This is a genomic window from Salibaculum halophilum (genome assembly GCF_002094885.1).
GTDB classification, from domain to species: domain Bacteria; phylum Pseudomonadota; class Alphaproteobacteria; order Rhodobacterales; family Rhodobacteraceae; genus Salibaculum; species Salibaculum halophilum.
Map to the genome: position 1 here is coordinate 122,894 of NZ_MSIT01000003.1, position 18,760 is coordinate 141,653.

Sequence of the window (18,760 nt, forward strand, 5' to 3'; positions counted from 1 at the left end):
CCCATGGCACGGGACAGAGCCCAGTCCGAGGACTATGTCAGCCCGGTTCGGCGCCTGCTGATCGGGGTGCTGGTGCTGTTGCTGCTTGGGTTGTTCCTGCTCTGGCGGATCGACAGCCCGCGCGTTGAACGCGTCCGGGCCGAGATCATCGACCGCGTCGTGCCATCCTTCGAATGGGCCATGGCGCCCGTGACGGGCGTTGCCAACCTGGTGTCGGACTTCCAGTCCTACCAGCGGCTGGCCGAACAGAACCGCGACCTGCGCCGCGAGCTGCAGGACATGAAGGCCTGGCGCGAGGCGGCGCTGCAACTGGAACAGGAAAACGCGGTGCTGCGCGACCTTAACAATGTGCGGCTGGACCCTGAACTGACCTGGGTGACCGGCGTCGTGCTGGCCGACAGCGGGTCGCCTTTTCGGCAGTCGGTGCTACTGAACGTGGGCGCCCGCGACGGCATCCTCGACGGCTGGCCGGTGATGGACGGCATCGGCCTGGCCGGGCGCATTTCGGGCGTCGGCCAGGACAGCAGCCGGGTGCTGCTTCTGACGGATACCTCCAGCCGCATCCCGGTGACGATCCAGCCCTCGGGGCAGCGAGCGATCCTGGCCGGCGACAACACCATGACGCCGCCGCTGGATTTCATCGAGGACCCAGACAGCATCCGCCCCGGCGACCGGGTGGTGACATCGGGCGATGGCGGGCTGTTTCCTGCCGACATCCTGGTGGGGCAGGTCGTGCGCGGCACCGACAGCCGCCTGCGCCTGCGCCTGGCGGCCGATTTCGAACGGCTGGAGTTCCTGCGCGTGCTGCGCAGCCAGAAGGCCGAACGGATCGACGCCAACGGCGCCCTGATCGCCCCGGTCACGGCGCCCGAACCCGAGGCACAACCCGCGCCCGCCGAGATCGCCGGCGACCGCGGCCCGACAGATGGCCCCGAAGATGGCTGAAGCCTCGCGCCGCCGGATCTGGATCGGCCGCGGGATCTATGTCTGTCTCTGTGCTGTCATCATGTTCCTGCACCTGCTGCCCATGGATACCATGCCGCGCAGCTGGGGCAGTCCCGATTTCGTGCTTCTGATCACGCTGGCCTGGGCGGCCCGCCGGCCCGACCATGTGCCCGCCCTGCTCATCGCTGCCGTCTTCCTGATGTCCGACATGCTGTTTCACCGGCCGCCGGGGCTCTGGACGGCGCTGGTGCTGCTCCTGACCGAGGTCCTGCGCGCGCGGTCCCGCTCGCTCCGGGTGGTGCCCTTTCCGCTGGAATGGCTGGGCATCGCCGCCGGGATCGTGGCGATCACGCTGGCCTACAGGGTCGCCCTGTCGCTGACGGTGGTGCCGCAGGCGCCCTTCGGGCTGACAGTGACGCAAATGATGCTTACCATACTGGCCTATCCTCTGGTGGCACTGCTGTCGTTCCTGCTGTTCGGTGTCAGTCGCCCCGCACAAGGTGAAGTCGACTCACTGGGGAACCGGCTATGAAGCGCGGACCGAAGGAAACCGAAACCAGCGCGCGCCGCGTCTCGCGCCGGGCCCTGCTGCTGGGAGGCACCCAGCTGGGCGTCGTCGGAATCCTCGGCTGGCGCATGCGCGCGCTGCAGGTGGACCAAGGCGACACTTACCGCAGCCTGGCCGAGCGCAACCGCATTGACATCGAGCTTCTGCCCCCCGACCGCGGGCTGATCTTCGATGTCAACGGCGTTGTGCTGGCCGAGAACGAACAGTTCTACAACATCACCATCACCCGCGAGGACGCGGGCGACGTCGACACCGTGCTGGCCAAGCTGGCCCGGCTGATCCCGGTGACCGAGGTTCAACTGACCCGCGCCCGCGCCGAACTGGACGAGGTGCGCGGCGACATTCCCGTGACCGTGGCCGAGCGCGTGGCCTGGCGCCATGTCAGCCGCGTGGAGGTCAACGCCCCCGCCCTGCCCGGCGTCACCGCCGAACTTGGCCTGAGCCGGCTCTACCCCCAGGCCGAGGACATGGCCCATGTCGTCGGCTATGTCGGCCCGGTCAGCGATTACGACCTGAACCGCATAGAAGATCAGGACCCGCTGTTGCGGCTGCCGCGGTTCCAGATCGGCAAGACCATGGTCGAGGCCAATCTGGAGCGGGTCCTGCGCGGCAAGGCCGGCACGCTGGAAGTCGAGAAGAACGCCTCGGGACGCGTCATGCGCGAGCTTAACCGCACCGAGGGCGAGCCGGGTGCGGACGTGCAGCTGACCGTCGATGCACGGTTGCAGAACTACGTGCAGGAACGGCTGCGCGGCGAAAGCGCGGCGGCGGTGGTTCTCGACCTGGACCAGGGCGATATCGCCGCCATCGGCTCGGCCCCGTCGTTCGATCCCAACATGTTCGTGCGAGGGATTTCGCAAGCCGACTGGGACGCGCTGAACGAACGTGGCCTCGACCCTCGCAAGCACCGCCGCCCGCTGTCGGCCAAGACCGTGCAGGGGGCCTATCCGCCGGGGTCAACCTTCAAGATGGTGGTGGCTCTGGCGGCCCTGGAAGCCGGCGAGATCGACCCCGAGGAAACCGTGCGCTGCCTGGGCCACCTCGATGTGTCCGACGTGCGGTTTCACTGCTGGAAACGCGGCGGGCACGGCAACATGAACCTGCACGAGAGCCTCAAGCAGAGCTGCGATGTCTATTACTACGACGTCTCGCAGCGGGTGGGCATCGACAAGATCGCCGCCATGGCCCGGCGGCTGGGCCTGGGCCAAAGCCACGACCTGCCGATGTCCGCGATCACGCCGGGCATCGCCCCCGACAAGCAGTGGAAGCGCAGCCAGCGTGGGCAAAGCTGGCGCATCGGCGACACGGTCAATGCCTCGATCGGACAGGGATACGTGCTGGCCTCGCCGCTGCAACTGGCCGTGATGACCGCGCGAATCGCCACCGGCCGGGCGATCACGCCGCGGCTGGTGCGCTCGATCGACGGGGTCGAGCAGCCGTCCGGCGGCGGCGAAACGCTGGGCCTGAACGAGAATCACCTGCGCCGCGTCCGCGCGGCGATGTACGATGTCTCCAACCATCGGCGCGGGACGGCCTATCGCACCCGGATCGTCGCCGAGGACATGCGCCAGGCCGGCAAGACCGGCACCAGCCAGGTCCGCCGCATCACCGCCGAGGAACGCGCCCGCGGCGTGTCGCGCAACGAGGACCTGCCCTGGCACCGCCGCGACCACGCGCTTTTCGTATCCTTCGCCCCCTACGACGACCCCAGGTATGCCGTTGCCGTGGTCGTGGAACATGGCGGGGGCGGGTCCACCGCCGCCGCCCCGATCGCCCGCGACATCATGCTGCAGGCCCTGCACGGGGGCACGCCGCCGCTGTCGTCCTACCCAAGTGCCGACCGGCGGCAGATCGAGCAACAGCAGCGCGCGCTGGAACTGCGCGACATCCGCCCCGGCCGCAGCGCCGACCGGGCCTGAGGGGCGCCGCATGAGCTATCTCGAATATCAGGTCAAATACGTCCCCACAGGACTGCGCAAGCTGCTCTACCTCAACTGGCCGATCATCTTTCTTGTCGTGGCGGTCTGCGGCACCGGGGTCCTGATGCTCTATTCCGTCGCGGGTGGCAGCATGCAGCCCTGGGCCGAACCGCAGATGCAGCGCGTCGGCCTCGGCCTCGGGCTGATGATCGGGGTCGGCTTGGTACCGATCTGGTTCTGGCGCAACATGGCGCTCTTGGCCTATGCCGTCTCGCTGATCCTGCTGGGCCTGGTCGAGCTTGTCGGGGTCGAGCGCAACGGCTCGCAACGCTGGCTCGACCTGGGCCCGATGGACCTGCAGCCCTCGGAACTGATGAAGATCGCGCTGGTGATGCTGCTGGCCGCCTATTACGACTGGCTGCCCCTGAACAAGGTCAGCCGCCCGGTCTGGATCGCGATCCCGCTGCTGCTGATCGCCATTCCCGCCGCGCTGGTCCTGCGCCAGCCCGACCTGGGCACCACGCTGCTGCTGGTCATGGGCGGCGGGGCGGTGCTGTTCGTCGCCGGCGTCCACTGGGCCTATTTCGCCAGCGTCATCGCGGCGGGCGCGGGTCTTGTCACAACGGTTCTCGTCTCGCGCGGGACCTCCTGGCAGCTCCTTAAGGATTACCAGTTCGCCCGGATCGACACCTTCCTCGAGCCCAGCCGGGACCCGCTCGGCGCGGGCTATCACATCATGCAGGCCAAGATCGCCCTGGGCTCGGGCGGCTGGACCGGGCGCGGCTACATGCAAGGCACGCAAAGCCGCCTGAACTTCCTGCCCGAGAAACACACCGATTTCATCTTCACCACCCTGGCCGAGGAATTCGGCTTTCTCGGCGCCTCGACGCTGCTGGTGCTCTATGCGCTGATCATCATGTTCTGCATCGCCTCGGCGCTGACCAACAAGGACCGTTTCGCGGCGCTGCTCACCCTCGGCGTGGCCGCGACCTTCTTTCTTTACTTCGCGGTCAACATGGCCATGGTCACGGGGCTGGCCCCGGTCGTCGGCGTGCCGCTGCCGCTGGTCAGCTACGGCGGCTCGGCCATGCTGGTGCTGATGATCGGCTTCGGGCTGGTGCAATCGGCCCATGTTCACAAGCCAAGGTAGACCATGATCCGCGTTCTCTTCGCCGCCGGGGCGCGGTGCTGGCCCGACTACGAGAAGGTGCTGCGACAGGCCCTTGCCGAAGCCGGGCTGAGCGCCGATCTGTCCCCCAATCACGCCCCCGAGAGGGTCGATTACATCGTCACCGCGCCCAACGGGGATGTGCAGGATTACAGCCCCTATACCCGCTGCAAGCTGGTCCAGACCATCTGGGCCGGGGTCGAGACCCTGACCGACAACCCCACCCTGGTGCAGCCGCTGGCGCGCATGGTCGACCCCGGCCTGACACAGGGCATGGTGGAGTGGGTCACCGGCCATGTGCTGCGCCATCATCTCGGCATGGACCGGCACATCCTCGGCCAGGACGGCAGCTGGCGCAGCGAGGTGCCGCCGCTGGCCGCGGACCGGCCCGTGTCGGTACTGGGCCTCGGCGCGCTGGGGACCGCCTGCGCCACGACGCTGGCCGGCCTTGGCTTTGCCGTGCGCGGCTGGGCCCGGCGCGACAGGGAAATCCCGGGGGTCGAGGTGTTTTCTGGGGACGATGGCCTCGCCGCGGCGCTGCGCGACGCGGAGATTGTCGTCCTTCTGCTGCCGCTGACCGCGCAGACCCGGCACGTCATGCGCCCTGACCGGCTGGCCCTTATGGCGCCGGGGGCCGTGCTCCTAAACCCCGGTCGCGGGCCGCTGATCGACGAGGCGGCGCTGCTCGCCGCCCTCGACAGCCACCTCGGCCACGCCACGCTGGATGTCTTCGAGACCGAGCCCCTGCCCGCCGACCACCCCTTCTGGGCGCACCCCAAGGTGACCGTGACGCCGCACATCGCCTCGGCCACCCGGCCGGCCACGGCCGCCACCGTCATCGCCGAAAACATCCGCCGTGGCGAGGCCGGCGCGCCCTTCCTGCACTTGGTGGATCGCGACACCGGCTACTGACCGGCGCGCCCCATCCGCCACCCGCGCCCCGCCCGAGGTGGCGCCGCAGGCGACGCCGAGACAGGACAGCGTGGCGCAGCCACCCCGCCGGGTCAGCGCAGCCGGGGCGGCTTGTCCGGGTCCATTCCGGGATCGGACCCCGGTGCCGTTCGAACCTCGGGCCGGGGCAGATCGAAGCGCAGCCCGACCCGCGCCAGGCGCGCGGCCATGTCGGAACCGGCCGCAAGGTGGGTGACGTCGATGCCACCCGTCTCCAGCCCCGAGAAGGTCAGCGCCTCGCCCACCGCGCGGGCCAGGGCGGCCTCGGCCCCCGGTGCCGTTCCGACAAAGGCCAGCAGCAGGCCCCGGGCACCATCCTCGGCCACCGCGCCGGCCAGGTAGGCGCAGTCGGCCAGGCCCGCGGCCTGCGCCAGCTTGCGGTCCAGCGCCTCGAGCAGCCCGCCGGGCAAGTCGAACGGGGCGGTCAGTTCGCGCAGCCGTGTCTCCACCTCGGTCGGCGCCGCGTCCAGCGTGCGGGCCAGCCAGTCCACACCCTCCGGGCCGATCAGCATCGCCGAGGGCGCAACATCAAGGTTCAGCGCCAGCCCGGTTTCCTGACCCGCAAGCATCCTGGCCAACTCACGACCCGACAGGCCGGCATAGGGCGCAGCCCCGCCCGAAAAAGACGACAGCCGCTCGATCCGGTCGAAGACCAGGACATGGGACTGCCCCGCGACCTCGACGACCTCGGGCGCGACGGAGTCCGCCCCAGGGTCCTCCTGCAAGAGCACGAACACCTCGCCCTCGGCCAGCCGCTCGTAGAAGCGCAGCCGCGCCGCGTCGTCCTCGGGCGCGGCCTGCATGGCCGCATGGGCCCTGTCGATCTCGGTCGTCTCGGTCATCGCGCACCTCTCCGCGGTCGGCGGTAGTAAGTCGCGGCGCGGTTTGCAAGCGCCCTCCTGTCACTCGTCGCTACGTCGCGAACGAGACCGCAATGCCGCTCGCCATTGCCAAATCCATCACCGATCCGACATATTATCGCCAGATTGTCACGCTAGCGAGAACAATACAGAGTCACGCGGACCCGCGCGGCGAGTTGCTTGCGCCCGCCGCGGGAAACGAGGCACCGATGCTGGAATTCGACACCGTCAGCAAGTCCTTCTGGACCGGCACGCAGCGCAAGGTCATCCTCGACCGCGCCTCGTTCCGGGTGGACCTGGGCCGGTCGCTCGGCATTCTCGCCCCCAACGGCACCGGCAAGACCACGGTCATCAACATGATGGCCGGTCTGGAAAAGCCCGACGAGGGCGAGGTACGCCGAAACTGCCGAATCTCCTTCCCGCTGGGGTTCATGGGCGGCGTCGTGGGCCGCCACACTGCGCGCGAGAACGCCCGCTACATCGCCCGCCTCTACGGCCTCGATCCCGACTACATCGAGGCCTTCACCCGCTGGCTCGCCGGGATCGCGGAATACTACGACATGCCCGTGGGCACCTATTCCTCGGGGATGAAGGCGCGTTTCACATTTTCCCTGATGCTTGCGCTGGATTTCGATATATACCTCATCGACGAGGGGATGCCCCATACGACTGATGCAGAATTCAACCGCAAGGCCGGCGAGATCCTCAGGGAGCGGCTGGCCACCACGACCGTGGTCATCGTCTCCCACCAGCCCGAAACGCTGGAAAAATTCGCAAGCTCGGCGGCGGTTCTGCACGATGGCCGCTTGCAGATGTTCGACACCCTGGACGAGGCGAAACAGCTTTATGACTACCAAGCCCAAGGCTAGGAAATACCGCATCCGGCGCAATGCCTCGCTGGCCTCGCAGGCCCAGCCGGAGGCGGCCGCCGACCCCCAGCCGGACGCCGGGCGCGTGGTGCGCTCCGACAGCGCCCCGGCCGCGGCGGCCAACGCCAATGTCACCAGCCCAGAGGGTGTTGCCACCGAAGCCGACCTCGACGCGATCCGCAAGGAGGGGCTGACCGGACGCCAGTTGCGCATGGCCCGGCGCGTGGCGCACAAGCACGGGCTGGCGGTGACCTCGGATTTCGACGCGGTCCGGCAGTTGCGCAAGCGCGGCATCGACCCGTTCCAGCGCAACAACGTGCTCGAACTCGTCACGCCGGGGGACAAGCAAACCGACAAGGCCTCGAAAGACATGGCCAACACCGCCCGGCCCGCCAGCGGCGGCGCCCAGGCACAGGGCGCCGGGCAGGAGCAGGACCGGGTGCAATTGCCGCAGACGGTGGTGCACAAGACCAACGTGGCGTCGCCGGATCAAAGCGCGCGCCCGGAAATGGACCAGCGCGCGAGCGAGATCCGCGCCATGCAGCGCGACATCGCCAAGCGCCGCCGTCGCAAGCTCCTGGCCCTTTTTGCCCGGCTGACCGCTTTCGTCTTCCTGCCGACCTTCGCCATGGGCTGGTATTTCTTCGTCATCGCGACACCGATGTATGCGACCAAGTCGGAGTTCGTCATCCAGCAGGCCGAAGCGCAGGGCAGTTCCGGTTTCGGCGGGCTTTTCCAGGGCACGGGGCTGGCCACCCAGTCAGAGGCGGTCAACGCACAGGCCTTCCTGACCTCGCGCGAGGCCATGCTGCGGCTGAACGAGGATCACGGCTTCAAGGCGCATTTCCAGACCCCCGAGATCGACGCGATCCAGCGTCTGGAACCGGATGCCACGAACGAGGATGCCTATGATCTTTACCAGGATCACGTGCAGGTCGGCTACGACCCCACCGAGGGCGTGGTGAACATGGAGGTGATCGCCGCCGATCCCGAGAAGAGCCAGGAATTCGCGCAAGCGCTAATCCGCTATACCGAGGACCGTGTCGACGCCCTGACCCAGCGCATGCGCGAGGACCAGATGGCCGACGCCATCGCCAACTACGAGGCCGCCGAGGCCGACCGGCAAGAGGCCCTGAGCACCCTCACACGCGTCCAGCGCGAGGCAGAGGTCGTGGACCCGGCCAGCGCGGTATCCGCGCTGCAACAGCGGATCAGCGCGCTGGAAATGCGGCTCGACGAAAAACGGATCGAACTGGCGAGTTTGCAATCCAACACGCGCCCGAACGAGGCCCGGGTTTCCGCCGTGCAGGGCGAGATCGACCGGATCAGCGACCAGATCGACGACCTGCGCGGCCAGCTTTCCGAAGGGCGCAACGGCGGCCCCAGCCAGGCCGAGGTCGTGGCCAAGCTGCGCGAGGCCGAGGAAAACTATGCCTTTGCCATCGAACGTGTCACGGCGGCGCAGGCGGCGATGGACCAGGCCCGCATCGAGGCCAACCGCCAGGTGCGCTTCCTGTCGGTCTCGGTCGCCCCCGTCGCACCGGACGAGCCGACCTATCCACGCGCCTTCGAGAACACGCTGTTGTCCTTGCTGATCTTCTCGGGCATCTACCTGATGATTTCGCTCACGGCCTCCATCTTGCGGGAACAGGTCAGCTCATGATGAAAGACGTCTCCCTGAAGGGCCTGACCGTTTCCAACGACCGCCCGCTGACGGTGATCGCGGGGCCGTGCCAGTTGGAAAGCGCGGCGCATGCCCTCATGATCGCCGAGACGATGGCCGACATCTGCGACCGGCATGGCGCGCAATTCGTCTTCAAGGCCAGCTACGACAAGGCCAACCGTACCTCGCTGGGCGGCGCGCGGGGCCTCGGGATGGAGGAGGGCTTGCGCGTGCTTCAGACGGTCAGGGACAGCCTCGGCTGTCCGGTCCTGACGGATGTTCACGGCCCCGATCACTGCGCCCCCGTTTCCGCCGTCGCGGACGTGCTGCAGATCCCCGCGTTCCTTTGTCGACAGACCGACCTTCTGCTGGCGGCGGGCGAGACCGGCGCGGCGATCAACGTCAAGAAGGGCCAGTTCATGGCCCCCTGGGACATGCCCAACGTGGTCTCCAAGATCGAAAGCACCGGGAACGACCGGATCGTGCTGACCGAGCGCGGCACCTCCTTTGGCTACAACACCCTGGTGGCCGACATGCGGGCGCTGCCGCAGATGGCGGCCACTGGCTATCCGGTGGTGATGGACGCGACCCACTCGGTGCAGCAGCCCGGCGGCCAGGGCGGCAGCAGCGGCGGCCAGCGCGAATTTGCCCCCGTGATGGCCCGCGCGGCGGTCAGCTTGGGCGTGGCGGGCGTCTTCATCGAAACGCACGAGGTCCCCGACACGGCGCCCTCGGACGGGCCGAACATGATCCCGCTGGACAGGATGGAGGCACTGGTCGGCGCGCTCATGCGCTTCGACACCCTGGCCAAGCAGGAGCCGGTCCGACTGTAGCCGCACCGGGCAGGCCGGCGCCGCCGATGCCTTTGGCCGGATCGGCTTTTCAGGGGCCACCGCGGACACCGCCAAAGAATGGGCCGGATCAGCACATTGAGGGCTTGAACCCCGGCGGCCTTCGGCGTATGACGCCCCCTGCTGCTGGGGTGTAGCCAAGTGGTAAGGCAGCAGTTTTTGGTACTGTGTATCGTAGGTTCGAATCCTACCACCCCAGCCAGCTTTTCTTGAAATCAGCGATTGACGGGCGCTTTCGCGGCCCCTTCTCGCAGGCGCACCCGGGCCCGGAATCCCGGTGGCACAGGCTTGCGAAACGCGGCTGCAAGGCAGCTTCACTCAACAGACGGGCGGCGACGTTGCGCTTCGGCCTTTCCTTAGGTGTCTGCCCTGCCCGCTGCGCCTTCTCGACCCAGTGAGGAGTCTGCGCAGGCCGGCGCGGTAGACCGCGAAAGAATTCGGCCTCATATGCCCTTATGCGCGTTGTTCGCGCCGGGGGCCGTCAGGTGTTGAACAGGAAGTGGAGCACGTCGCCATCGCGGACGATGTAACCCTTGCCTTCGGCGCGCATCTTGCCCGCCTCCTTGGCGGGCTGTTCGCCGCCCAAGGCGACGAAATCGTCGTAGGCGATGGTCTCGGCCCGGATGAAGCCCTTTTCGAAATCGCCGTGGATCACGCCGGCGGCCTTTGGCGCGGTGGTGCCCGCCGGGATGGTCCAGGCGCGGGCCTCCTTGGGGCCGACGGTGAAATAGGTTTCCAGGTGCAGCAAGGCGTAGCCCGCCTTGATCAGGCGATCGAGGCCCGCCTCGTCAAGGTCCATCTCGGCCAGGAACATCGCGGCCTCTTCGGCGTCGAGCTGGCTGATCTCTTCCTCGATCTGCGCGGAGATGACGACATGGGCGTTGCCCTGCGCAGCGGCCATCTCGGCGGCGGCGGCGGAATGGGCATTGCCGGTGGCCGCGTCGCCCTCGCCGACATTACAGACATAGAGCACTGGCTTGGTGGTCAGCAGTTGCAGCCCTTTCCAGGCCTTGGCGTCCTCGGGGTCGACTTCGGCCATGCGGGCCGGCTTGCCGTCTTCCAGCATGTCCTGGGCCGCGGCCAACAGGCGGTCCTGTTGCCGGGCGTCGGGGTCGTTGCCCTTGAGCTTGCGCACCAGCCCGGCGCGGCGCTTCTCGATGCTGTCCAGATCCGACAGCATCAGTTCGGTCTCGATGACCTCGGCGTCGGCGACGGGGTCGACGCGGCCGTCGACATGCGTCACGTCGCCGTCCTCGAAGCAGCGCAGAACATGGGCGATGGCGTCGACCTCGCGAATGTTGGCCAGGAACTGGTTGCCGAGCCCCTCGCCGCGGCTCGCCCCCTTCACCAGCCCAGCGATATCGACGAAGGTCATGCGCGTGGGGATGATCTGTTTCGACTTCGCGATCCCGGCCAGCGTGTCGAGGCGCGGGTCCGGGACGTTGACCTCGCCAACGTTGGGATCGATCGTGCAGAAGGGGAAATTGGCGGCCTGCGCGGCGGCGGTCCGCGTGAGCGCGTTGAACAGCGTCGACTTGCCCACGTTCGGCAGGCCGACGATCCCCATCTTGAAGCCCATGGCGCGTTCCTCTCGCTGGTGGTTGCGCGCCTCATAGGGGCTGGGGCGCGGGGCTGCAAGGCCGCGGCGGGGCGATGCGCTTGATCTCGGGGCGGAATTGCCGCACATCGGGGCATCATCTGGAAAGGACCGCCCATGACCCGCATCGACGCCAAATTCGCGGAGCTGCGCGCCGCCGGCCGCAAGGCCTTCGTGGCCTATGTCATGGCCGGCGACCCGGATTACGAGACCTCCCAGAAGATCGTGACGGGCCTGCCCGCGGCCGGGGTGGACATCATCGAGCTGGGCCAGCCTTTTACCGACCCCATGGCCGACGGCCCGACGATCCAGCGGGCCGGGCAGCGCGCGCTGGAGGGCGGCCAGACCCTGGACCGAACGCTGCAGATCGCCCGCGAGCTGCGCAAGTCGGACGACACCACGCCGATCGTGCTGATGGGCTATTACAACCCGATCTATTCGCGCGGCGTGGCCCGGTTCCTCGAACAGGCGCAGGAGGCCGGGATCGACGGGTTGATCATCGTGGACCTGCCACCCGAAGAGGATGGCGAACTGTGCCTGCCCGCGCAGCAGGCCGGGCTGAACTTCATCCGGCTGGCCACGCCCACGACGGATGATAAGCGCCTGCCCAAGGTGCTGACCAACACCTCCGGTTTCGTCTACTACGTCTCGATCACCGGGATCACCGGCGCGGCCACGGCGCAGGCGGGCGATGTCGGCCCCGAGGTGGCGCGCATCAAGGCGCAGACCGATCTGCCGGTCATCGTGGGCTTCGGGATCAAGACGCCCGAGGGCGCGCAGGCCATCGCCGAGGTCGCCGACGGCGCGGTCGTGGGCTCGGCTATTGTCGAGCGCATCGCGCAGGGCGACAGCGTCACGGACGTTCTGGCTTTCGTGAAGACCCTGGCCGACGGGACCCATTCGGCCTGAGCGCCGGGGCCGCCGCACCGCGACCCGGCTTTATCATTGCGACACGCTGGTCCGATTGGTAACAGAACCTAACCAATATGGATCAAAGGCGCCGCCATGCCCGTCATAACCTGCATCGACGACCTCAAGCGGCTTCACAAGCGCCGCACGCCGAAGATGTTCTACGACTACGCGGAGTCGGGCAGCTGGTCGGAGCAGACCTTTCGCGAGAATTCCAGTGATTTCGACAGGATCTACCTGCGCCAGCGGGTGGCCCGGGACATGACCGGCCGCAGCACCGAAAGCCGCATGATCGGGCAGGACGTGGCGATGCCCGTGGCCCTCGCCCCGGTGGGCCTGACGGGCATGCAATCGGCCGATGGCGAAATCAAGGCGGCCCGCGCGGCGGAGAAGTTCGGCGTGCCCTTTACCCTGTCGACGCTGTCGATCTGCTCGATCGAGGACGTGGCCAGCAACACCGACAAGCCCTTCTGGATGCAGGTCTACACCCTCAAGGACGACGCCTTCATGCAGCGCCTGTTCGACCGGGCGAAGGCGGCCAAGTGCTCGGCCGCCGTGATCACCGTCGATCTGCAACTGATGGGCCAGCGCCACAAGGACATCAAGAACGGCCTAGGCGCGCCGCCCAAGCTGACGGTCAAATCCGTGGCCGACATGATGACCAAGGTGCGCTGGGGGCTGGGGATGCTGGGCACCAAGCGGCGCTTTTTCGGCAATGTCATCGGCCATGCCGAGGGCGTGACAGACGGCTCGTCGCTTGCCACCTGGACGGCCGAGGCCTTTGACCAGGCACTCGACTGGGACCGCATCCGGCAGTTTCGAAAGATGTGGGACGGCCCACTCATCATCAAGGGCATCATGGACCCGCGCGACGCGCGCGAGGCGCTGAACGTGGGCGCCGACGCGATCATCGTGTCGAACCACGGCGGGCGGCAGCTGGACGGGGCGCTCAGTTCCATCCGCGCGCTGCCAGCGATCCTGGATGCCGTGGGCGACAAGATCGAAGTGCATCTCGACAGCGGTATCCGCTCGGGCCAGGACGTGCTCAAGGCGCTGGCCATGGGGGCCACGGGCACCTACGTCGGGCGCGCCTATACCTACGGCCTCGGCGCGATGGGCGAGGCCGGCGTGACCCGCGCGCTCGAGGTCATCCACAAGGAACTGGATGTCTCGATGGGGCTGTGCGGGCGGCGCGATGTCACCACGCTGGACCGCGATATCCTGATGGTGCCCGAGGACTTCGAGGGCCGCTGGCAGTGATCAGGCCGCAAGGACGGCCCGGCGGGCCTGCAGCGCGCGGATCATGAGCGCCAGCGGCACCGCCAGCAGCAGCGTCCCCGCGACCCCGGCAAAGGCCACGCGCAGGCCCCAGACCTGGCTCGACCAACCCATGAGGACCGGCGCGAAGAAAAACGCCGAAAAGCCCATGATCGAGACGCGGGCGATGGCGCGCGACCGTTGCCGCGGCGTGACCAGCTTGCCCACCAGGCCCAGCGCCAGCGGCCCGATCACCGAAACGCCAAGCCCCAGAACCCCGAAGCCCAGGTAGGCCATGCCCGGCGCGGGGGCGGCGGCGGCGATCACGGCCCCGGCGGCGGCGATGCAGGCCGCGACCATGACGACATGCGTTTCGCGGAACGTCTGCGACACCGCCTGCCCGGCGAAGCGGCCGAAGGCCATGGTCAGGCCCAACGTGGCGGGGCCCATGGCGCCCTCGGCCGCGCCGCCGGCCAGAGTGCGCTCGATATGCAGGGCCGACCACGCCTCGACCGTGGCCTCGGCCCCGAAGGCGACCAGCACCACCAGCCCGCAGAGCAGCACCGGCCCCAGCGGCGACCGCGTGCCGGCCGGGTCGGTGCCCGCCTCGGTGGCCGGGGTCATCCGCAGCCGCAGCACCATCAGCGCCATGATGGCGGCGATCCCGGCGAAGATGGCCAGCGCGGGCAGGCCCGCCTCGCGCCCCAGCCCGGCCAGAATCGCGCCGGTCGCGTAGCCCACCGAGAAGAGCGCGTGATTGGCATTCATCAGGGGCTGGCCGGTCTCCGCCTCCAGGTCGCTGACGCGGGTGTTCATCAGCACGTCCAGCAGGCCCGAAGACAGCCCCAGCAGCACCATGACCAGGAAAAAGGCCACCGGCGCGGTGACAAGACCCGGCAATAGCATGGCCAGCGCCACCATCAGCGCCGCCGTCTGCATGCTGCGCGCGCCCAACCGGGCATCGACGCGCGGCGCGATCAGCATGGCCGTCACCAGCCCGAAGGAGGACCCCAGCAGCAGCGTGCCGAACAGCCCGTCCGACGCCCCCAGCCCGGCCTTGAGCGTCGGGACCTGCGCGGCGAAACTGCCCCAGAACAGGCCCAGCGCCAGGAAGGCGGAGCCGGGCACGCGGGACAGTCTGATAGCGCTCACGATCGACATGTCCGGCAGTCATCACAGACACGCACCGGCGGCAAGCCCCCACCGCCCGGGCCGCCCTGGGAATTCCGCGCGGCCCGCACAAGACCCCCCTTTTCAACGGTGTCAAACCGTCTTATACGCGCGGCTTCACCGGGGCGCCTCCCAGACAGGGGGCCCTCTCATGGCAAAGTGGGCCCCGACCAGACCGCGGGGTGCGCGAATTGAAAGGACAGACCTATGGCTGGTGAGATTCCCGATCTCGTCGCACATGAACGCAAAGGCACCGGCAAGGGCGCGGCCCGTCAGGCCCGGCGCGAACACATGGTGCCCGGCATCGTCTACGGCGGCGAAGCCGATCCGCTGCCCATCAACATCCCCTTCAACGTCCTGATCAAGCGGCTGCGCGACGGGCGGTTCCTGTCGACGCTGTTCAACCTCAAGGTCGAAGGGCACGACGACGTGCGCGTGATCTGCCGCAACGTCCAGCGCGACGTGGTCAAGGACCTTCCGACGCACCTGGACCTGCTGCGCCTGAAGCGGTCCACCAAGATCAACCTGTTCATCCCCGTCGAATTCGAGGGCGAGGACGACTGCCCGGGCCTCAAGAAGGGGGGCATCCTCACGGTCGTCCGCCCCGAGGTCGAGCTGATCGTCACCGCCGGCGACATCCCCGAAAAGCTGACCGCCTCGGTCGCCGGGCTGGAGATGGGCGACACGATCACCATTTCCTCGATCGACCTGCCCAAGGGCACCAAGCCGACCATCGACCGTGACTTTGTCATCGCCAACGTGCAGGCCCCGTCGAGCCTCGCCGCCGCGGATGACGAGGACGAGGACGAGGCCGCAGCCGACGACGTGCCCGCCACCGCGCAGGACGACCCGGATAGCTGACCCGCTGCAGGACCGGCATGCAAGACACGGGATCCGGCGACGGGTCCCGTTTTTGCGTCAGGCGGATCGTATCACGCCGGGCGGCTGGCGAATCTTGGGCCGCCCAAGGTAATAGCCCTGCCCGTGCGAGACACCCAACCGGCGCAGCATGTCCAACTCTGCCCGCGTCTCGACCCCCTCTGCGACCACCCGGGCCGAGGTGTCCGCCGCGAATTTCACCATCGCAGCGGCCAGGGACCGGCGCGCCGGGTCAGTGTCGATGTCCCGAGTCAACGACATGTCCAGCTTGATGACGTCCGGGCGCAAGCGGATGATCTGTTGCAGGCCGGAATAGCCCGCACCGGCGTCGTCCACGGCCAGCCTCGCCCCGCGACGGCGCAGCCTGGCCGCTTCGAAAGCGAACAGGTCAGGGTCCGCGATGACCGCATGTTCGGTCACTTCGACCTGCACACGCCCGCTCGGACCATCTTGCAACAGCGGCGCAAGCCGACCTGCCGCAAGGGTGTCCGGCGAAATGTTGATCGAAATGTACTGGTTCGGGTCCAACGCGGGTAAAAACTCTAGGGCACGCTCGATCACGCGGCATTCGAGGTCCTGCGACAGGTCCACCGTCGCGGCCAGATCGAACCACTCGTTCGGGGGGCGATACGGGTCCGGCGTGAAGCGGCACAGCGCTTCGTGGCCGGCAACCCGGCCGGTGGCGATATCCACGATGGGCTGCATGGCGATATCAAAGGCGGACTGGTCAAGAACGCGCTCGACCATCTGCACCGTTTCGCGATACTCGGCCTCGCGGGACAGCCGGGTGTTCACCTGATCGGCCGACACGTCGGCGAAGGCGCGCATGACCTCCAGGTCGCGGGGATTCAGCCCGGACTTGGGCTCGCGGCTGAGACAACAGAACATGCCGTAGGGGCTACCGTCGGGCCGACGGATCGGCACACTGACATGCGACCGGATGGGCAGGTCATGCGTGATTGCGATGCCTTGTGCAAAGGGTTGATCGGCGGTGTCCGGGATCAATTCGGGAAGCCGCCCTTCAAGGATGTGACGACAATAGACCCGGTCCAGCGGCATCGTGCCGCCCACCTGCACAAGGTCTTCGAACCCCGGCGCACTGACCGCCCGGAACACGAAATCGTCGCCCTGGAATTCGGAAAGATAGGCAACGTCCATCCCGAGGTGTTTGCGCACGAACGTCAGCGACGAGGTGATGACGGCGTCGGCATCCCCGCTATCGACGTTCAGGACATGCAGCAATCCGTCGGTCGGCGGCAGGCCGGTGTGCGATTGTTCGTTTCGACCGGTGTTCACGACGCATTCCCTTGCAAGTTGATACCGTGTCGTCGCCCTGCAGGCCCTAAGACACGGTTATCCCGCTAGGGCGTTTTCCATCGCATTCGGTTTGAATTGTGCAGGTGGCGTGCCCCGCGTTATAGCGGTGGCATGAAACTCTTCGTCGGACTCGGAAATCCGGGCGCGAAATACGCGCGCAACCGTCACAACATCGGCTTCATGGCCGTTGACCGGATCGCCGGGGACCACGGCTTCGCGCCCTGGCGGTCGAAGTTCCAGGGCCAGCTGACCGAGGGGCGGCTGGGCCCGCAAAAGGTTGTTCTGCTCAAGCCGCAGACCTTCATGAACCTCTCGGGCCAGTCGGTTGGCGAGGCGATACGGTTCTACAAGCTCGACAGCACCGACGTGGTGGTCTTTCACGATGAGCTCGACCTGGCCCCGGGCAAGGTGCGCCTGAAATCCGGGGGCGGGCACGCGGGCCACAACGGGCTGCGTTCGATCCATCAGCACATCGGGCCGCATTACGACCGGGTGCGGCTCGGCATCGGGCATCCCGGCGACAAGACCAAGGTGTCCGGCTACGTGTTGTCCGACTTCGCCAAGGCCGACGCGGACTGGCTTGACGACGAGATGCGCGGCATCTCGGACGGCGCAGTGCAGCTTGCGCAGGACGAGGGACCGAAGTTCCTCAATGCCGTGGCCGCGCGGGTGGCGCCCAGCCGGCCGGCGACAGCGGCGCCGAAACCCGCGGCCAGGCCCGAACCGGAGCCCGCCCCAGAGGACGATCGCAGCGCGCTGCAAAAGCTGGTGGACCGGTTCAAGTGACACGGCTGGCCGAGGCATTCACCTATCAAGCCCGGTCCTGCGAAGACCTCGGTTCGCCCTTTATGGGCCAGCTTTGCGCCCTTTTCGCCGAACGTCTGACACCCGCACATCCGCTGGGGCCGCGCCTGTTCGACTGGCCGGGAGATCTTGGCCCTGGCGCGGAAAGCGTGCCCCTGCGCCTGTGCAGTGCATTGCACGCGCTGCGCCTTATGGACCGGGGCGGGCTGACCCCGGCCTATCCGCCCCAGCGGGTCGACGACGATGCGCTTTGGGATGCCGTCGAAACCGCGCTGGCGCTCGAGACCGCGTTCATCGACGACTTCATCAAAAGCCCGCCTCAGACGAACGAGGTGCGCCGCTCTGCCGCGCTGATCCTGGCCGGTCACGTGATTCACGACCGTTTCGCCCTGCCCTTGCGGCTTTCGGAACTGGGGGCCAGCGCGGGGCTGAACCTTTTCTGGGATCGTTTCGCATTGCAGTTGGGCAATCTTCGGTTAGGGCCGGGGCACAGTCCGTTGGTCCTGACCCCGGATTGGCACGGGCCGACGCCACCCCCCAACAACCCCACCGTGATCGAACGACGCGGCGTCGACCTGAACCCGCTGGACACGGTGCGCGACAGGCTGCGCCTGCGCGCCTATCTCTGGCCTGACCAGACCGACCGCCTGCACTGGACCGACGCGGCCATCGCCATGTCGGACCATGTTGTGGACCGGGCCGACGGGATCGACTGGCTGGAAAGCCGCCTGCCTCACCAGTCCGGAACGTGCCACATGGTCTATTCCACGGTCGCCTGGCAGTATTTTTCCGCCGGCGCTCGCGCCCGTGGCACCGCGCTGGTCGAGGCGGCCGGCCGCTCCGCGACGGACCTGTCACCGCTGGCCTGGTTCACCGTGGAAAACGACGGCAACTCACCCGGCGCGGCCATGACCCTGCGGCTGTGGCCCGGCGATATCACGTTGAACCTCGGGCGGATCGACTTCCACGGTCGTTGGGTCCGGTTCAGCGGCTGATTATTGCCCGTCCGTCGGGCCGACGAAACTCAGCCACA

Annotated in this window: 17 protein-coding genes and 1 tRNA gene; 14 read left to right on the plus strand and 4 right to left on the minus strand. The window is 67.7% G+C overall.

Annotated features, from left to right (window positions below):
• Positions 1-3: 3 nt before the first annotated feature.
• From mreC to BU124_RS03525, 5 genes are read left to right on the plus strand one after another with little or no spacing between them, the layout of a single operon-like run.
• On the plus strand, positions 4-945 hold the full coding sequence (gene mreC / locus BU124_RS03505; RefSeq protein ID WP_084861065.1) for a rod shape-determining protein MreC: 942 nt from the start codon (positions 4-6) through the stop codon (positions 943-945).
• Complete coding sequence (locus BU124_RS03510) at positions 938-1,477, plus strand: rod shape-determining protein MreD (RefSeq protein ID WP_084861066.1); 540 nt, start codon at positions 938-940, stop codon at positions 1,475-1,477. Before mreC ends, BU124_RS03510 begins: the two co-directional genes overlap by 8 nt.
• The gene (gene mrdA / locus BU124_RS03515; protein ID WP_084861067.1) at positions 1,474-3,432 is read left to right on the plus strand and encodes a penicillin-binding protein 2; all 1,959 of its coding nucleotides are present in this window, start codon (positions 1,474-1,476) and stop codon (positions 3,430-3,432) included. The genes BU124_RS03510 and mrdA overlap by 4 nt, the downstream gene beginning before the upstream one ends.
• Positions 3,433-3,442: 10 nt before the next feature.
• On the plus strand, positions 3,443-4,582 hold the full coding sequence (rodA, locus tag BU124_RS03520; RefSeq protein WP_084861068.1) for a rod shape-determining protein RodA: 1,140 nt from the start codon (positions 3,443-3,445) through the stop codon (positions 4,580-4,582).
• A 3-nt stretch (positions 4,583-4,585) separates the two neighbouring features.
• The gene (locus tag BU124_RS03525; RefSeq protein WP_084861069.1) at positions 4,586-5,512 is read left to right on the plus strand and encodes a 2-hydroxyacid dehydrogenase; all 927 of its coding nucleotides are present in this window, start codon (positions 4,586-4,588) and stop codon (positions 5,510-5,512) included.
• Between the two features lie 92 nt (positions 5,513-5,604).
• Here the strand turns inward: BU124_RS03525 and BU124_RS03530 are convergent, their stop codons facing one another.
• Positions 5,605-6,393: an SseB family protein gene (locus BU124_RS03530; RefSeq protein WP_084861070.1), complete on the minus strand. Its 789-nt coding sequence runs from the start codon at positions 6,391-6,393 to the stop codon at positions 5,605-5,607.
• Between the two features lie 227 nt (positions 6,394-6,620).
• Between BU124_RS03530 and BU124_RS03535 the strand changes: the two genes are divergently transcribed.
• The 4 genes from BU124_RS03535 to BU124_RS03550 all read left to right on the plus strand — a co-directional run bounded on the left by BU124_RS03535 (position 6,621) and on the right by BU124_RS03550 (position 9,996).
• Positions 6,621-7,280 carry an ABC transporter ATP-binding protein gene (locus tag BU124_RS03535; RefSeq protein ID WP_084861071.1) on the plus strand — a complete coding sequence of 220 codons (660 nt, stop codon included), beginning with the start codon at positions 6,621-6,623 and terminating at the stop codon, positions 7,278-7,280.
• The gene (locus BU124_RS03540; protein ID WP_084861072.1) at positions 7,258-8,943 is read left to right on the plus strand and encodes a KpsE/RkpR family capsule polysaccharide export protein; all 1,686 of its coding nucleotides are present in this window, start codon (positions 7,258-7,260) and stop codon (positions 8,941-8,943) included. The genes BU124_RS03535 and BU124_RS03540 overlap by 23 nt, the downstream gene beginning before the upstream one ends.
• Positions 8,943-9,776 carry a 3-deoxy-8-phosphooctulonate synthase gene (gene kdsA, locus BU124_RS03545; protein ID WP_084861223.1) on the plus strand — a complete coding sequence of 278 codons (834 nt, stop codon included), beginning with the start codon at positions 8,943-8,945 and terminating at the stop codon, positions 9,774-9,776. Before BU124_RS03540 ends, kdsA begins: the two co-directional genes overlap by 1 nt.
• 145 nt (positions 9,777-9,921) lie before the next feature.
• Positions 9,922-9,996 (plus strand) — tRNA-Gln (locus BU124_RS03550).
• 279 nt (positions 9,997-10,275) lie between these two features.
• On the opposite strand, the gene ychF is transcribed toward BU124_RS03550, so the two are convergent.
• The gene (gene ychF / locus BU124_RS03555; protein WP_084861073.1) at positions 10,276-11,373 is read right to left on the minus strand and encodes a redox-regulated ATPase YchF; all 1,098 of its coding nucleotides are present in this window, start codon (positions 11,371-11,373) and stop codon (positions 10,276-10,278) included.
• A gap of 135 nt (positions 11,374-11,508) precedes the next feature.
• Here ychF and trpA point away from each other — a divergent pair, with 135 nt between their 5' ends.
• On the plus strand, positions 11,509-12,300 hold the full coding sequence (gene trpA / locus BU124_RS03560) for a tryptophan synthase subunit alpha (RefSeq protein WP_084861074.1): 792 nt from the start codon (positions 11,509-11,511) through the stop codon (positions 12,298-12,300).
• Between the two features lie 96 nt (positions 12,301-12,396).
• Positions 12,397-13,560 carry an alpha-hydroxy acid oxidase gene (locus tag BU124_RS03565; protein ID WP_084861075.1) on the plus strand — a complete coding sequence of 388 codons (1,164 nt, stop codon included), beginning with the start codon at positions 12,397-12,399 and terminating at the stop codon, positions 13,558-13,560.
• On the opposite strand, the gene BU124_RS03570 is transcribed toward BU124_RS03565, so the two are convergent.
• Positions 13,561-14,718 carry an MFS transporter gene (locus tag BU124_RS03570; protein WP_084861076.1) on the minus strand — a complete coding sequence of 386 codons (1,158 nt, stop codon included), beginning with the start codon at positions 14,716-14,718 and terminating at the stop codon, positions 13,561-13,563. It lies immediately after the preceding gene.
• Between the two features lie 216 nt (positions 14,719-14,934).
• Between BU124_RS03570 and BU124_RS03575 the strand changes: the two genes are divergently transcribed.
• Entirely contained in the window at positions 14,935-15,588 is a 654-nt protein-coding gene (locus BU124_RS03575; protein ID WP_084861077.1) for a 50S ribosomal protein L25/general stress protein Ctc, read from the plus strand.
• Between the two features lie 57 nt (positions 15,589-15,645).
• Here BU124_RS03575 and BU124_RS03580 read toward each other — a convergent pair whose 3' ends face one another.
• Positions 15,646-16,902, minus strand: a complete 1,257-nt coding sequence (locus tag BU124_RS03580; protein WP_245831598.1) for a sensor domain-containing phosphodiesterase — start codon at positions 16,900-16,902, stop codon at positions 15,646-15,648.
• 132 nt (positions 16,903-17,034) lie between these two features.
• On the opposite strand from BU124_RS03580, the gene pth reads away from it, so the two are divergent.
• Positions 17,035-17,709: an aminoacyl-tRNA hydrolase gene (pth, locus tag BU124_RS03585; RefSeq protein WP_084861078.1), complete on the plus strand. Its 675-nt coding sequence runs from the start codon at positions 17,035-17,037 to the stop codon at positions 17,707-17,709.
• Complete coding sequence (locus tag BU124_RS03590) at positions 17,706-18,722, plus strand: DUF2332 domain-containing protein (RefSeq protein ID WP_084861079.1); 1,017 nt, start codon at positions 17,706-17,708, stop codon at positions 18,720-18,722. Before pth ends, BU124_RS03590 begins: the two co-directional genes overlap by 4 nt.
• Positions 18,723-18,760 lie beyond the last annotated feature (38 nt).